Raw genomic sequence first — 14915 nt, forward strand, 5'->3', positions numbered from 1 at the left:
TCCGGGCAAGCAGGACGTGACGAAGGACGCAGACGATGGCGGCAGCAGAATCTTCTGGCCACACCCCCTGGCGGCAGGTCCCCGCGCAGGTCGACGAGTACTGATTTGCCGACGAGTACTGATCTGTCGTCAGGGGAAGCCAGGACTGGTCCCGGAGCGAACCCCGGCTTGTCGCTGAAGGAGTGCGGTAGCGGTCCGGCCAGGTGGCAGGCTGGGAACATGAAGACGCTGCTGAACGTGATCTGGCTGGTGCTGGCCGGGTTCTGGCTAGCGGTCGGGTACGCGATCGCCGGGATCATCTGTTGCGTGCTGATCGTCACGATCCCGTTCGGCATCGCCGCATTCCGGATCGCGGGGTACGCGCTGTGGCCGTTCGGCCGGACGATCGTCGACAAGCGCAGTGCCGGCGCCGGTGCGCTGATCGGCAACCTGATCTGGATCCTGGTCGCGGGCTGGTGGCTCGCGCTCGGTCACCTGACCACCGGCATCGCGCTGTGCCTGACCATCGTCGGCATCCCGCTCGGCGTCGCGAACTTCAAGCTGATCCCGGTCTCGCTCGTCCCGCTCGGCAAGGACATCGTCCCGACCGGCAGCTTCATCTGACGAGGTCGGTCACGGTGCTCGGATCCGGTGGCGCGTGCACTGAGCGCTGACGCGCTACTGCTTCTGGTCGGCGGCCGCGACGAGTTTGCGAACGTTGCTGACGGTGCCGCAGCCGGAGTCGATCAGGCGGGCGCGTTCCTCGGCGAAGTCGTCGCCGAGTTTGCGGCGGACCTCCTCGGGAACGTCGGTGCGCGCCGGGTTCAGGACGTCGCGCTCCTCCTCGTCGAGGTGGTGGCTGAGCGCCTCGGACAGCTCGTGCAGCTTCTCGCTGAACTCCTCGCTCGCGGTGTCGTCGACCTCCATCAACGCGAGCAACGCCTCGTTCCCCTCGTCGTGCTCGTGCTCGGAGTGTTCGACCTCCTCGGCGTCGATCGCGTCCTTGCGCCGCAACGCGGGGTAGACCTTCGACTCCTCGGCCTCGGCGTGCGCGATCAGGACAGTGGCCAGGTCGGCGAGGACCGCGGCCCGGTCGCTGCGGACGTCCCGCAGTTCGCGCAACGCCTCCTCGAACCAGCGATGGTCGGCCAGGATGATCTCGACCACGTCACCACCTGCTGCCGGAAGGATCTTCGGCATCCGTTGTCTCCTTTCTCGGATGGCCTGCAGGTACCCCGATAACCCGCCCGCATGCCGACAGCTCTGATCCGCCGCCCGAGTCCGCGCCTCGCACGTCGTACTGCTCGACGACGATCGCCTGCTGATGGCTGCGTCAGCTGCCTGTCGGTCCGTCTGCGGGGCCGAGCTGGTTCGCTACCGGGGAACTGTCGGTGCTCGGGGTGTGACTGATCTTTGTCAACGCCGGGTCGTCGACGGTGAAGGTCCGGACCGGGCCGGGCGGGGTGTCCGCGGTCTCGAACCGGACCGTCACGCGTCCCAGCCCCGACCCCCAGACCCAGCCGCGGCCGTAATCGGGATGCTGCACGTCCTGCCCGGCATGGAACCCGGCCTGGTCACGCTGCCGGGTCGGTACGTCGACGAGCTCGATCGGGTCCTCGGCGTGCTCGTCGTCGGTGAACAAGTCGTCCTGGATCCAGTCGGCGAGTGACGAGACGCCGACGCCGAGCAACCGGATGCCGCCGCCGATGTCGCTCTCCTCGAGCAGCCGGCGCGCGACCCGGGCGATCACCCGTGGGTCGTCGGTCGGCCCGGCCAGCGTGGAGGAGCGGGTGTGCGTGGTGAAGTCGTGCATCCGTGTCTTGACCGTGACAGTCCGGCCGGACAGCTGCGCCTTCTGCAACCGCTCGGCCACCCGGTGCGCCATCCGGTCGCTGATCGCGGTCAGCAGCGCCCGGTCGATGATGTCGGTCTCGAAGGTGTCCTCGACGCTGACCGACTTCGTCTCCCGGTCGCTCACCACGGGCCGGTCGTCGGCCGCGACCGCGAGCCGGTGCAGGCTCGACCCGTGCGCCGACCCGACCTGCCGGATCAGCTCGTCCTCGTCGAGTTGCTGAAGGTCGGCGACCGTGCGGACACCGGCCATGCTCAGCCGCTGCGCCGTCGCCGGACCGACACCAGGAATCACGGTGACCTGCATCGGCGCGAGGAACTCGGCCTCGGTGCCGGGAGGGACGACGACCACGCCGTCGGGTTTGTCGAGGTCACTGGCGATCTTCGCGATCAGCTTCGACGTCCCCGCGCCGACCGAGGCGGTGAGCCCGCCGCTGACCTTGCGGATCGCCGCCTTCAGGTCGTTGGCGATGGCCTCCACGTCGTCCACCGTCAGACCGCTCAGTCCGCTCGCCGCCAGGTCGATGAATGCCTCGTCCAGCGACAGCGGCTCGACCAGCGGCGACAGCGCCCGCATTTCGGCCATCACCGCCTGACTGGTCTGCCGGTACACCTCGAACCGCGGACTCAGGTACGCCGCGTGCGGGCAGCGCGAGCGCGCCTCGGCCGTCGACATCGCCGAGCGGACGCCGTACTTCCGCGCCTCGTACGACGCGGTGGACACGACTCCGCGCACACCGATCCCGCCGACCACCACGGGCTTGCCCCGCAGCGACGGCTTGTCCCGCTGCTCGACGGCCGCGAAGAACGCGTCCAGGTCGACATGCAGCACCGAAGGATCGTTTCGCACCCACCCAGTGTCCCCGGCAGCACCGACAATTGCCGGATGAGCTTTCCTGCGCACTGGGACGACGGTACGGATCCGTCCACTCCCACTCACCAGATCCATTGGTACGACGACCGCACGGCGATCGTCCGGCAGTCGTTGCGGACCAACTTCGAGGGGCCGTTCCTCTATCTGCTGCTCGGCACCGACCGCGCACTGCTGCTCGACACCGGGACCGGGCACGCGCCGCTGCGTGGACTGATCGAGGAGCTCGCGGGTGATCGCGAGCTCGTGGTCGCGCACACCCACGGGCACAGTGACCACGTCGGCGGCGACGAGGAGTTCGACGCGGTCGTCGGACGTTCGCCCGAGGACGTCTCGGCGTACTTCGGGATCGACTGGCCGGAGGGGCGGGGCACGATCGACCTGGGGGAGCGGAGCGTCGACGTGGTCCCGATTCCGGGACATCAGGGCGCGGACATCGCGCTGTACGACCGGGCGACGCGGCTGCTGTTCACCGGCGATTCGCTGTACCCCGGTCGATTGTACGTAAAGGACTGGGCGGCGTACCGGACCAGCGTCCGGCGGCTGGCCGACTTCGTTGCCGCGGGCAATCCGGTGGACTGGATCCTGGGTGCACACATCGAGATGACGAGTGAGCCGGGCCGCGACTACGAGATGGGGGCCGACCGGCATCGGGGTGAACACGTCCTCCAGCTGCGTCCCGCCGTACTGACCGAGCTCGCCGAGGTGCTGGCCGCGGCCGGCGACGAGCCGGTCCGGATCGTCCGGGACGACTTCGTCGTGTACCCGGTGTGAACCGCGACGCGAATGATCCGCCCGCGGCGGGGCACCTTCGGGCACACTGAGCACAGGAGCCAGCAGGGGAGGCGCTGATGGGTGAGGAAGTCGACCGGGTCGAGTTCACCCGGGCGGACCGGACCGCGTTCCGCGAGCAGGTGCACCGCAACCTGGACGCCTTCGCGCGGATGCTGCGGGAGAACCGGTTCGCCCCGGAGCGCCCGATGACCGGCATCGAGATCGAGCTGAACCTGGTCGACGAGCGGTCCGACCCGGCGATGAAGAACGCCGAGGTACTGAGCGCGATCGAGGACGACGCGTTCCAGACCGAGCTCGGGCAGTTCAACATCGAGATCAACGTGCCGCCCGGGCAGATCGACGGGCTCGGACTCGACGAGATGGAGTCGAACATCCGCGACAGCCTGAACGCTGCCGAGGACAAGGCGGCCCGGACCGGGTCGTCGATGGTGGTCGTCGGGATCCTGCCGACGCTGCTCACCGAACACATCCACCGCGAGGCGCTCAGCACCAACCCGCGGTACGCGCTGCTCAACGACCAGATCTTCGCCGCCCGCGGCGAGGACGTGCAGATCTCGGTCGACGGTGTCGAGCGGCTGCAGGTGACCGCGGACAGCATCGTCCCGGAGGCCGCCTGTACGTCGACACAGTTCCACCTGCAGGTCACGCCCGAGGCGTTCCCGCGGTACTGGAACGCGGCCCAGGCGATCTCCGGCGTCCAGCTCGCGATCGGGGCGAACTCGCCGTTCCTGTTCGGCAAGGAGCTGCTCCGCGAGACCCGGATCGCGTTGTTCGAACAGGCCGCGGACACCAGGACACACGAACTCAAGGCCCAGGGCGTGCGTCCGCGGGTGTGGTTCGGCGAGCGCTGGATCACCTCGATCTTCGACCTGTTCGAGGAGAACGCGCGCTACTACCCGGCGCTGCTGCCGGTCACCTCCGACGAGGACCCGATCGCCGTCCTGGACCGCGGTGACACCCCGGCCCTTTCGGAATTGCGGCTGCACAACGGGACGATCTATCGCTGGAACCGCCCGGTGTACGACGTTGTCCGGGAGAAACCGCATTTGCGCGTGGAGAATCGTGTCCTGCCGGCCGGGCCGACCGTGGTCGACACGATCGCCAACGGCGCCTTCTATTTCGGACTGGTCCGTGCACTGGCCGATGACGAGCGGCCGATCTGGTCGCAGATGTCGTTCAGCGCGGCCGAGGAGAACTTCCACACCGCCGCGCGGCACGGCATCGAGGCCGAGGTGTTCTGGCCGGGTGTCGGCACGGTCCGGGCGACCGAACTCGTGCTGAGACGCCTGCTGCCGTTGGCGGTTCGCGGCCTGGACGCCTGGGGTGTCGACGTCGCCGTCCGGGACCGGCTGCTCGGGATCATCGAGCAGCGCTGCCTCACCGAACGCAACGGCGCGTCGTGGCAGGCCGACGAGTTCCACCGCTTGTATACAAGGGGTTCGCACGGCCGCCGGGACGCGTTGCGCGAGATGCTCGGGCGGTATCGCGCGCACATGCACGACAACACGCCGGTGCACGAGTGGCCGATCGACTGAACTGAACCGGTTCGTGGTGCCGTGCGTGCCGACGACAACGTAGGACAAGACGCGGACCGCCGTACGGTAGCCCGATCTTGCCCTGGGCAACGGGATCGGCGATTTCCCGGGCGAGTTCGATAACGACCCGGACTACAGGGGTGGCGCTTTCGGTGACAGCCCTGCAAAGGTGTGGCCACCGGAAGGTTAGGCGGGCCCACCGCGGGTAGTACCTGGGCACCGGCAGCCCTCCGTCACCGGTGCGACACAACAGGTGCCGAGGCAGCGGATGCCGACCACGGTCGGGAGCAGTATCGTTCGAGACGGGTCGACACACACCCGGAGGTGAGGCAGGGCGATGACGACCATCGTCGTGGGTTATGTGCCGAAGGCGGAAGGCCGTGCGGCCCTTCGGCGCGCAGCGGAGGAGGCGACGCTGCGGGACGCCAAGCTGGTGGTGGTGAACTCGCACCGAGGTGGGCGGAGCTTCGACAACGACGAGGCTGCGGCGAGTGATGCCGCGCTGACGGAGGTTCGGGAGCAGCTCGACTCGACCGGCGTGCCGTACGAGGTGCGGCAACTGGTCCGTGGCCTGGACCCGGCGGAGGACCTGGTGGCCGTCGCCGAGCAGGTGCACGCGGAGTTCATCGTGATCGGCCTTCGGCGTCGATCCCCGGTCGGCAAGCTCATCCTCGGCAGCAATGCCCAACGGGTGCTGCTCGACGCTCCGTGTCCGGTGCTGGCCGTGAAGGCCGAGGAAGGGGAGGACTGAGGTGACCTCGACACGTAGCAGGAAGTTGTGCCTTGCGCAGCAGCCCGACGCCGACGAGATGCTGAGCAGGGATCCGTTCGCCCTGCTGGTCGGGATGCTCCTCGACCAGCAGATCCCGATGGAACGGGCGTTCGCCGGCCCGGTCGCGATCGCCAAACGGATGAACGGCCCCTTCGATCCGCCCACAGTGGCGCACTACGACCCGGACGCGTTCGTCGAGGTGGTGGCCGGGCCGCCCGCCGTACACCGGTTCCCGACCGCGATGGCCGCCCGGATTCAGACTCTGGCCAAGCACCTGGACGACCACTACGGCGGCAACGCCTCCGGGCTGTGGGCCGACGTGAAGTCCGGGGACGACCTGCTCGCCCGGCTGTCCGCCCTGCCCGGGTTCGGCGCGCAAAAGGCGAAGATCTTCGTCGCGCTGCTCGGCAAGCAACTGAAGGTGCGGCCGCGCGGTTGGCGCGAGGCCTCCGAGCCGTACGGCGAGGACGGCGCGTACAAGTCGGTCGCCGATGTCATCGACGTCGCATCCCTGGTGAAGGTGCGGCAGTTCAAGCAACAGCAGCAGCTGGTTCGGCGACCGGTCGTGAGCAGGCCGCTGCGGCAGACGCGCAACGGGTGACGGCGGCGCCGGACGACGGACCGGAAATGCGGCCGGCCGGGGGGTCGTGCGACGCCTGGGCTTGGTCCGCGGATTACAATGTACTGTTGCCGCCGCCTGACCAGCGAGCAGCCGCGAACAGCAGTACCCCAAGACTCAGCAACACAACGTCGTACCGTCGTACAAACCCTGCGTCAGACGAGAGGTAATTCGTGTCGTCCAGCTCGTCCGAGAAACTTCCCGCCGAGACGGCCCGGGCCGTGGCCGCCACGGCCCGGAGCACCGCTCCGAGGACCAGCGCCCGAGTGACCGATGCCGCTGCCAAGAAGGCGGCCGCGAAGAAGGCGGCGGTGAAGCCCGCCGGCACCAAGGAGGACGGTATCCCCGCGAAGAAGGCCGCTGCCAAGAAGGCTCCGGCGAAGAAGGCAGTGTCCGAGGCCGGTCTGTCGATCGACCCGAAGACCGGCAAGCCGCGCGCCCTCGACGAGGTGGACGAGGCGGACTTCCAGCCGGACGCGGTGAAAGGGCTGGAGAAGGAGCTCACCGAGGACGAGGGCTTCGTGGTCTCCGAGGCCGACGAGACCGACGAGCCCGAGCAGCAGGTGATGGTCGCCGGGGCCACCGCGGACCCGGTCAAGGACTACCTGAAGCAGATCGGCAAGGTCCCCCTGCTGAACGCCGAGCAGGAGGTCGAGCTCGCGAAGCGGATCGAGGCCGGGCTGTTCGCGGAGGAGCAGCTGGCCGACGAGAGCGCCAAGCTCAAGGACAAGGTCCGCGAGGAGTACGACTGGATCTCCGAGGACGGCCGCCGGGCCAAGAACCACCTGCTCGAGGCCAACCTGCGCCTGGTGGTGTCGTTGGCCAAGCGGTACACCGGTCGCGGCATGCTCTTCCTGGACCTGATCCAGGAGGGCAACCTCGGTCTGATCCGCGCGGTCGAGAAGTTCGACTACACCAAGGGTTACAAGTTCTCGACGTACGCCACCTGGTGGATCCGGCAGGCGATCACCCGCGCGATGGCCGACCAGGCCCGCACCATCCGGATCCCGGTGCACATGGTCGAGGTCATCAACAAGTTGGCCCGCGTCCAGCGGCAGATGCTGCAGGACCTCGGCCGGGAGCCCACTCCGGAAGAGCTCGCCAAGGAGCTCGACATGACCCCGGAGAAGGTCATCGAGGTGCAGAAGTACGGCCGCGAGCCGATCTCGCTGCACACGCCGCTCGGTGAGGACGGCGACTCCGAGTTCGGTGATCTGATCGAGGACTCCGAGGCGATCGTGCCGGCCGAGGCGGTCTCGTTCACGCTGCTGCAGGAGCAGCTGCACGCGGTCCTGGACACCCTGTCCGAGCGTGAGGCCGGCGTGGTGTCGATGCGCTTCGGCCTGACCGACGGCCAGCCGAAGACTCTCGACGAGATCGGCAAGGTGTACGGCGTGACCCGCGAGCGGATCCGCCAGATCGAGTCCAAGACCATGTCGAAGCTGCGCCACCCGTCGCGCTCCCAGGTCCTCCGGGACTACCTGGACTGATGTCATGACGCAGTGGATCGCCGGCGTGCTCGCGTCGGTGATCCCTGTGCTCGACACGGCGTCATTGGCCGCTGCCGTTCTGACGGCGGCGGCCTTGCTGTTGGCACTGGCCGTGGTGGCGCGGGCGTCCGCGCCGACCGCGGTGCCGGTGCTGGTGCGTGCCAGTTCGGTTCGGCAGCGCACCGAGGAGACCGTCTTCCTGCGGCTGCGCGATCCCGGCGCGGCCGGCCGGCCACGTCCACGAGCTCCGGGACGGTAGCGCTCCACCTCGCTACCTGTTCCTACCCACTCGTGGAGTTCTGCTGTGCCTTCTTTCCTGGAGGCACCGGTCTCCGGTGCCTATCACTTGCTCACGTCCCTCGTCTCCGTCCTGCAGCCGTTCGCCGGTGCGTACGCCGCGGTCGTCGCGATCGTGGTGTGCACTCTCGTCGTACGGCTTTGTCTCGTCCCGCTCAGTGTGCGCGCGTACCGCGGCCTGCGGGCCCGCACCGAACTGATGCCGCAACTCAAACTGCTCACCGAACGGCACCGCGGCAACCCGGAGCGCCTGCAGCGTGAAGTCGCAAAGCTGCACGCGGAGACCGGAACCACGATGTTCGCCGGATTCCTGCCCCTTCTCGCGCAGGCGCCGTTCTTCTGGCTGATGTACACGCTGTTCTCACGGAGCGTCGTCGCGGGGGAGTCCAACCAGTTGATCAGCGGCAGCCTGCTCGGATCGCCGCTCGGCGCGCATTGGCCGATCGTGGCCGGCACCCCGGCGTACCTCGTGATCGCCGCGCTACTCGCTGTCGTGGCGTGGTTCTCGGTCCGGCTCCAGCTCCGTCAACTGGACCCGTCCGCGCCGATCCTGTCCCGACGCCTCGCCCAGGTGCTCCCGTTCACCACCCTGGCCACGGCCGCCTTCCTCCCCCTGGCCGCCGGCCTGTACCTCCTCACCACAACCACCTGGACCATCGCCGAACGAACAATCCTCCAGCGCTGATCCCGCACCACCTGGCCAGCCATCCTGCCGCTGCACCCCGGCGGCTCGGCTCGGCTCGGCATGCCGGTCCGCTTGGGGGTGACGCGACGTGGCGAAGACCCTCCAAGGAGAGTTCCCGCCGTGTCGTAGGAGGGTTTTGCCCCGCTGCGAGGGCAAAACCCTCCTACGTCGAGAAAGCCTCCGTGGTCGCCAGGGCATCCTCGTCGACTACCTCGCCTTTCGTGAGCTCCCTCGCCTTCGCGTGGGGCGTTCACAGTCACAAGGCGCCGTACGGAAATCCCTTGCCGCTGCGGCGCGCATTCTGTTACCGTCTTTATTAAAGCCGGTTCCATAATGGGTTGGGGTCGATGGACATAGCGCGCGGAGCCGCTCAGGCGGAGCGGGCGGCCAATCAGGTCGCGTGTCTCCGGTTCCTGGCCGAGGCCGACGTCGCAAGCACCGTCGGCATGATCAGTTCCGGCACCGGTCTGTCCCGACCCACCGTGCACGCTGTACTCGACGACCTCAGCGACGCCGGTCTGGTCGAACCCACCAGCGCGACGATCGCCGGCCCCGGACGCCCTGCCCGCGCCTTCCGGTTCGTCCGCGAAGCCGGCCTCGTCGCAGGACTCGACCTCGGCCCTCGAGGAGCCCGCGCCATCGTGTGCGACCTTTCCGGCCGCCGCCTAGGGTACGCCGAACTCGCCCCGAACGGCCGCGCCCGAAGCGGCAGAGTTGGAGGCGCAGGGAGTGGGCGGGACGGGCTGGGGTTGATTCGGCGGGCGCTGGAGGTCGCGGCCGGCTCGTTGGACCTTGGGCGTCTGCGGGCGGTTGGGGTGGGACTGCCTGGTGTGGTCGAGGCGGACGGGCAGTTGCGGGCAAGCTTGGCGATGCCCGACCTGGTGGGTCTGCCTGTCGCGGAGCTGCTGGCGAAGGATCTCGACCGGCCGGTCGTCGTGGACAACGACATCAAGCTGGCCGCGCTCGCGGAGCAGCGCGGCGGCGCGGGGCGCGGGCACTCCGATGTCGTCTACCTGCAGATCGGGCATCGGCTGTCGGTGTCGATCGTGCTGAACGGCGTGATCCGCCAGGGTCGCCACCGGCTCGCCGGTGAGCTCGGTGCGCAGCGCGGTATGCGCTGGACCCGCAACGCACAGCGTGGACAGCTGGTCTGGTCGTCGCGACCGACCAGCGCGGAAGTGCTGAGCGCAGCCGCTGCGGGTGACGCCGACGCGCAGGCCGAGCTCGAGGACTTCTGCGCACAGATCGCCGGCCGGATCGCGACCGTACTACTTGTCGTCGACCCCGAGGTCGTGGTTGTCCGCGGCGGTACGGCGGAGGGCAGCGCCGCGCTGCTCCGTCCGCTCGCGGCCGCGGTCGAGAAGGAACTGATTTTCCCCGAGCGTCCACCGTTCGTCGCGTCCGCACTCGGGCGCGAGGCCGTGGTCCTCGGGGCGGTCGGCAACGCGTTCGACCGGTACAGCTCGACCATCTACGGCGTCCAGGACTACCCGAGCCCCTGGACCCACATCACCACCCCCTGACCCTTCGAACCCTGACCCCTGCACCACCTCCCTGCACCACCCCGCACGCATCACCACCCCTGACGCATTCTGGAGAGGACCACCAAGTGAAGCTCGGAGTCAGTTCGTACTGCTTCCGCCAGCTCATGACGAGCGGCGAGATGGACCTGATCGGGGTCCTCGACTGGGTCGCGGCCTCGCCGGCCGGGCACATCGAGGTCGCCGCCATGGACGGGGAGTACTACCTGGAGAACGAGGCGGTCGTCCGCGACGCGGCCAAGCACTCCGACGAGATCGGCGTACCGATCGTGAACTACCTGGTCAGCGGCGACCTGCGCACCGCGGACACCCAGGAGATCGACCGGCTGCGCCGGCAGCTGGACATCGCGCACGCGTTCGGCGCGACCGTGTTCCGGCACGATGTCGCGCCGTGGGCATGGCGCGAGCAGGATCCCGGTGAGTTCGAGTCGACGTTCGCGAAGGTGGTCGAGGGTTGCCGCGCGGTCGCCGATCACGCGGCCGGTCTGGGCATCACGTCGACGATCGAGAACCACGGCTTCTTCATGAACGGCGGTGAGCGGCTCGCCCGTCTCGTCCACGCCGTCGACCGCCCGAACTTCCGCGTCACGCTCGACCTCGGCAACGGCTTGTGCGTCGGTGAGGTGCCGGGCAAGACCGCGTCCGACCTGATCGACGTCGCGGCGTCGATCGGTGTCAAGGACTTCCACATTCGCCGGGCGGCGGGTGACGGCTGGCTGAAGACGCTGGCCGGCGACTACCTGCTCGGCACCGTCGCCGGACACGGCGACGTGGACCTGCCCGGTCTGCTGGCGCTGGTCGCGACGAAACCCGACGTACCGGTGAGCCTGGAGTTCGAGGGTATGGAGGCGCCGCTGCCTGCCATCGAGCGCTCACTGGCCAACATCCTTCGACTGACGGAAGGCAACGCCTGAGATGACGACGCGAATTGCAGTGATCGGGCTGGGCTCGATCGCGGGCGAGCACCTGAGCGCGTACCAGAAGAACGACCAGGCCGAGCTCGTCGCCGTGTGCGACGTGGACGTGGAGCGCGCGAAGGCGCGGGCCGAGCAGTTCGGCGTGGAGCGGGTGACCGGCGACGCCGAGGAGATCTTCTCGGACCCCGGCATCGACGCGGTCAGCGTGTGCGTACCGAACACCCTGCATGCCCCGATCGCCGAGGCGGCGCTGCGGGCCGGCAAGCACGTGCTGGTCGAGAAGCCGATGACCGTGACGGTTCCCGAGGCCGAGGCGCTGGTAAAGGCGGTCGAGGAAACCGGCAAGGCGCTGCAGATCGGTTATGTACGCCGGTACGCGCCGAACGCGCTGGTGGCGAAGCGGTTCCTCGACGAGGGGGAGTTCGGCAACATCTACGCCGCGCGCGCGACGCTGCTGCGGACGGCCGGCAACCCGGGCGGCTGGTTCGGTGATGTCGAATTGTCCGGCGGCGGCCCGCTGATCGACCTCGGCGTGCACATCATCGACCTGTGCTGGTACCTGATGGGGATGCCGAAGCCGGTGTCCGCGACCGGCGCGACGTTCGCGCCGCTGGGCGCCCGGGACAACATCCAGAACCTGACCCGGTACAAGGCTGCGTCGGCGGCCCGCCCGAACACGGTCGAGGACTACGCGACCGCGCAGATCCGCTTCGACAACGGCGCGGTCCTCGACGTCGACACGTCGTACTCGCTGCACGCCCGCAACGAGTTGAGCATCCGGATCCACGGCGACAAGGGCGGCGCGGAGATCGAGCCGGAGCTGCTGATGGTGACCGAACGGCACGACACGCTGCTGCACGTCCAGCCGCAGATCGACTCGCTCGGCTTCGACTTCCGGGTCGGATTCGCCAATCAGATCGACCACTTCCTGCGGATTTGCCGCGGCGAGATCCCGGCCGACGCCACCGCCCAGCAAGGCCTCGAGATGGCCCGCATGCTCTCCGCCATCTACGAGTCCGCCAACCGCAACGCCGAGGTCAAAATCACTCGCTGATCCGGACCGGTTGCCCGAGGCGGGGGCCTCGGGCAACCATTCTCGGACTGACCTGCGGCTGACCACGGGTCAGCCGCAGAGGGCGGCGGTGAGGGTGCGGGCGTTGGCCTCGAGCCAGGACTGGCGGCGGCGGATGGTGTCGCCGACGCCTTCGGTCCACATGCGTTGCCAGCCGCCGCCGAGGGTTTCGGCGCGGTACTTCATCGAGTGCCAGGCGCGGTCGCCGAGCGCGATCGCCAGGTCGACGATCCGGATGCGGTCCGCGTCGGCGAGACCGTAGGTGTCGGCCAGGATCCGGCACCGGCGCGGCCGATCGACGCCGCGGAACGCGGGGTCGAGATCGGCGTCGTCGTTGAGCGGGCCCCACCACAGCGCGAGGTTCACGAACTCGCGGGCCCGGCTCGCCGGGCGGGCCAGGTCGAAGTCGATCAGGGCGTACGCGCGGCCGTCCCGGAAGATCACGTTCTCCGGGGTGATGTCCTGATGCCCGATCAGTTCCGGCGGGTCGTTCAAGGCGGGCAGCCCCGGCGGTTCGATCGGCGCGGGGACGGTGTCCGGTACGCCGAATCCCTCGACCGCTTCGTGGTATTCGCGCAGCAGTCGCGCAACCGAGATCATCCGCTCCTCGTCAGCGATCCAGGGCGGCCGCGGGCGTCCGGCGACCTCGCCCTCGACGTACGTGAGCGCCTGTCGGCCGGCCGAATCCACGCCGAGGAAGCGCGGCGCGCCCTCGAATCCCACCTTCTCCAGGTACTGCAGCAGGTCGCGGACGAAGTCGGACCGCTCGTCGGTCGGCCGCCGAACGGTGTCGCCGACGCGCACCAGTCCCTCGGTCACATCGCCGCCGAGCAGCGGGATCTCCACACCGTCCTCGATCACTACGCCCCTCATTCCACACACTGAAACGCTTGTCTGCACAAAGTTGAGCTCCGGGGTAGCGTGCCACGATCCGCTATCGATCGGAGGCTGTGTGTGACCGCCACCACTGTCAAGGCTCCACCCGGAGCGAGCCGGACGAGGTACCTGATCCTAGGGCTCGCGTTCGTCGGACTCTCACTGAATTACCTGGACCGCGCAAACCTCAGCGTTGCGTTGCCGTTCATCGAGGACGACCTGCACCTCGAGTTGAGCAACGCCGAGAAGGGGCTGATCCTCGGCGCGTTCTTCTGGGCGTACGACGGGGCGATGCTGGCGGCGGGGTGGTTCGCCGACAAGGTGGGGTCGCGGAAGGCGTTCACGGTCGCCGCGTTGTGGTGGAGTGTCGTGACCGCGCTGACTCCGCTCGCGCGCGGGTTCTGGTCGCTGTTCGCGTTCCGGTTCGCGCTCGGCGCAGGTGAGGCACCGGCGTACCCGAGTGCGACCAAGGCCGCGTCGCGCTGGTTCCCGCAGCACGAGCGGGCGTTCGCGACCGCGGTGATCGACTCCGGCTCGCGGGTCGGCACGGTGCTCTCGTTGCCGGTCGTCACCGCATTGATCGCGCTCGTGAGCTGGCATTTCTCGTTCGTGGTGCTCGGCGTCCTCGGCATCATGCTCGCCGGCGTCTGGTACTGGTACTACCGCGATCCGATGGAGCACCGGCACGCGAACGCCGAGGAGCGCGCGTACATCGCGGAGAACGGCGCGCGGATCGAGGACAACGACGACGAGGACGCGGTGCAGGTGCGCTGGCGGGACCTGTTCAAGTACCGCACGATCCGCGGGATGATGCTCGGCTTCTTCTGCCTGAACTTCGTCATCTACTTCTTCCTCACCTGGTTCCCGTCCTACCTGAAGGACGCCCGCGGCCTCGACCTCGCCGCGCTCGGCACCCTCGGCACGCTTCCCGGCATCACCGCGATCGCCGGCGGCTGGATCGCCGGTGTCGCCGCCGACCGCCGCATCCGCGCCGGCGCCGACGTCACGCGCGTCCGCAAGACCGTCATGGTCGGCGGCCTGCTCGGCGGCGCCGCGATCGTGTTCGCGGCACCCGCGAAATCGGTGTACGTCGCGCTGCTGTTCCTGGCCATCTCGTACGCGAGCCTGGCGATCGCGGCCACGGGCATCTGGTCGCTCCCGGGCGATGTCGCACCGTCGTCCCGGCACGTCGCGTCGATCGGCGGCATCCAGAACTTCGCGTCGAACATCGCCGGCATCATCAGCCCGTACGTCTTCGGCCTGCTGCTGGACATGTACGACGGTTCGTACTTGCCGTCGTTCGCGCTGGCGGGCGCAGTCGCCGTGGTCGGAGCCCTCACCTACGCCTTCGTCGTAGGCAAAGCCGAACCGCTACCCGCCCGCTGAGTGCGTGGAGGCGCGATAGAGCCGACCGCGCGACCGACGATGTGGTCGGGCTCCACCCGCCGCCCACCCACCCCGGGTGGGCGTCAGCCCCAATCAGATCATCGGTGTCCACCCAGTGGATGCACCGACGGTGGGTTCACCCACGCTGTTGTGGGTTCCTCACCCTTCATACGGGTACGGAACCCACAACACGATGGGTGAACCCACGGTGCGGGCCCGGGCCGGCGCA

15 protein-coding genes are annotated in these 14915 nt (G+C 68.7%); 12 read left to right on the plus strand and 3 right to left on the minus strand.

The annotated features are described in order from the left end of the window. Positions 1 to 219: 219 nt before the first annotated feature. Positions 220 to 603 (plus strand): YccF domain-containing protein, encoded by a 384-nt coding sequence (locus tag AB0B82_RS34325; protein WP_360178402.1) that lies wholly within the window; start codon positions 220 to 222, stop codon positions 601 to 603. A 54-nt stretch (positions 604 to 657) separates the two neighbouring features. Here AB0B82_RS34325 and AB0B82_RS34330 read toward each other — a convergent pair whose 3' ends face one another. Together AB0B82_RS34330 and AB0B82_RS34335 are read right to left on the minus strand one after the other, a co-directional pair. Further along, positions 658 to 1179, minus strand: a complete 522-nt coding sequence (locus tag AB0B82_RS34330) for a hemerythrin domain-containing protein (RefSeq protein ID WP_360178405.1) — start codon at positions 1177 to 1179, stop codon at positions 658 to 660. A 133-nt stretch (positions 1180 to 1312) separates the two neighbouring features. Further along, positions 1313 to 2680, minus strand: a complete 1368-nt coding sequence (locus AB0B82_RS34335; protein WP_360178408.1) for a DNA polymerase IV — start codon at positions 2678 to 2680, stop codon at positions 1313 to 1315. Positions 2681 to 2716: 36 nt separating this feature from the next. Between AB0B82_RS34335 and AB0B82_RS34340 the strand changes: the two genes are divergently transcribed. The 10 genes from AB0B82_RS34340 to AB0B82_RS34385 all read left to right on the plus strand — a co-directional run bounded on the left by AB0B82_RS34340 (position 2717) and on the right by AB0B82_RS34385 (position 12406). Beyond that, positions 2717 to 3475, plus strand: coding sequence for an MBL fold metallo-hydrolase (locus AB0B82_RS34340; protein WP_360178411.1), 759 nt, complete (start codon positions 2717 to 2719; stop codon positions 3473 to 3475). 77 nt (positions 3476 to 3552) lie between these two features. After that, the gene (locus AB0B82_RS34345) at positions 3553 to 5031 is read left to right on the plus strand and encodes a glutamate--cysteine ligase (protein WP_360178414.1); all 1479 of its coding nucleotides are present in this window, start codon (positions 3553 to 3555) and stop codon (positions 5029 to 5031) included. A gap of 337 nt (positions 5032 to 5368) precedes the next feature. Further along, a complete protein-coding gene (locus AB0B82_RS34350) occupies positions 5369 to 5782 on the plus strand; it encodes a universal stress protein (RefSeq protein WP_360178417.1) in 414 nt (137 codons plus the stop codon). A gap of 1 nt (position 5783) precedes the next feature. Further along, on the plus strand, positions 5784 to 6404 hold the full coding sequence (locus AB0B82_RS34355) for an HhH-GPD-type base excision DNA repair protein (protein ID WP_360178420.1): 621 nt from the start codon (positions 5784 to 5786) through the stop codon (positions 6402 to 6404). A 191-nt stretch (positions 6405 to 6595) separates the two neighbouring features. Further along, a complete protein-coding gene (locus AB0B82_RS34360) occupies positions 6596 to 7912 on the plus strand; it encodes an RNA polymerase sigma factor (protein WP_360178423.1) in 1317 nt (438 codons plus the stop codon). 4 nt (positions 7913 to 7916) lie between these two features. After that, positions 7917 to 8171 (plus strand): DUF6412 domain-containing protein, encoded by a 255-nt coding sequence (locus AB0B82_RS34365; protein WP_360178426.1) that lies wholly within the window; start codon positions 7917 to 7919, stop codon positions 8169 to 8171. A 45-nt stretch (positions 8172 to 8216) separates the two neighbouring features. Then, positions 8217 to 8894, plus strand: a complete 678-nt coding sequence (gene yidC / locus AB0B82_RS34370; protein WP_360178429.1) for a membrane protein insertase YidC — start codon at positions 8217 to 8219, stop codon at positions 8892 to 8894. Positions 8895 to 9241: 347 nt separating this feature from the next. Then, the gene (locus AB0B82_RS34375) at positions 9242 to 10417 is read left to right on the plus strand and encodes an ROK family protein (RefSeq protein WP_360178432.1); all 1176 of its coding nucleotides are present in this window, start codon (positions 9242 to 9244) and stop codon (positions 10415 to 10417) included. 86 nt (positions 10418 to 10503) lie between these two features. Further along, positions 10504 to 11349, plus strand: a complete 846-nt coding sequence (locus tag AB0B82_RS34380) for a sugar phosphate isomerase/epimerase (RefSeq protein ID WP_360178435.1) — start codon at positions 10504 to 10506, stop codon at positions 11347 to 11349. A 1-nt stretch (position 11350) separates the two neighbouring features. Then, positions 11351 to 12406 (plus strand): Gfo/Idh/MocA family oxidoreductase, encoded by a 1056-nt coding sequence (locus AB0B82_RS34385; RefSeq protein ID WP_360178438.1) that lies wholly within the window; start codon positions 11351 to 11353, stop codon positions 12404 to 12406. Between the two features lie 69 nt (positions 12407 to 12475). Here AB0B82_RS34385 and AB0B82_RS34390 read toward each other — a convergent pair whose 3' ends face one another. Then, positions 12476 to 13297: a phosphotransferase gene (locus tag AB0B82_RS34390; RefSeq protein ID WP_360178441.1), complete on the minus strand. Its 822-nt coding sequence runs from the start codon at positions 13295 to 13297 to the stop codon at positions 12476 to 12478. Positions 13298 to 13378: 81 nt separating this feature from the next. On the opposite strand from AB0B82_RS34390, the gene AB0B82_RS34395 reads away from it, so the two are divergent. Further along, positions 13379 to 14686 (plus strand): MFS transporter, encoded by a 1308-nt coding sequence (locus tag AB0B82_RS34395; protein ID WP_360178444.1) that lies wholly within the window; start codon positions 13379 to 13381, stop codon positions 14684 to 14686. Positions 14687 to 14915 lie beyond the last annotated feature (229 nt).

The organism is Kribbella sp. NPDC048915, from assembly GCF_040649595.1.
Lineage (GTDB): Bacteria > Actinomycetota > Actinomycetes > Propionibacteriales > Kribbellaceae > Kribbella.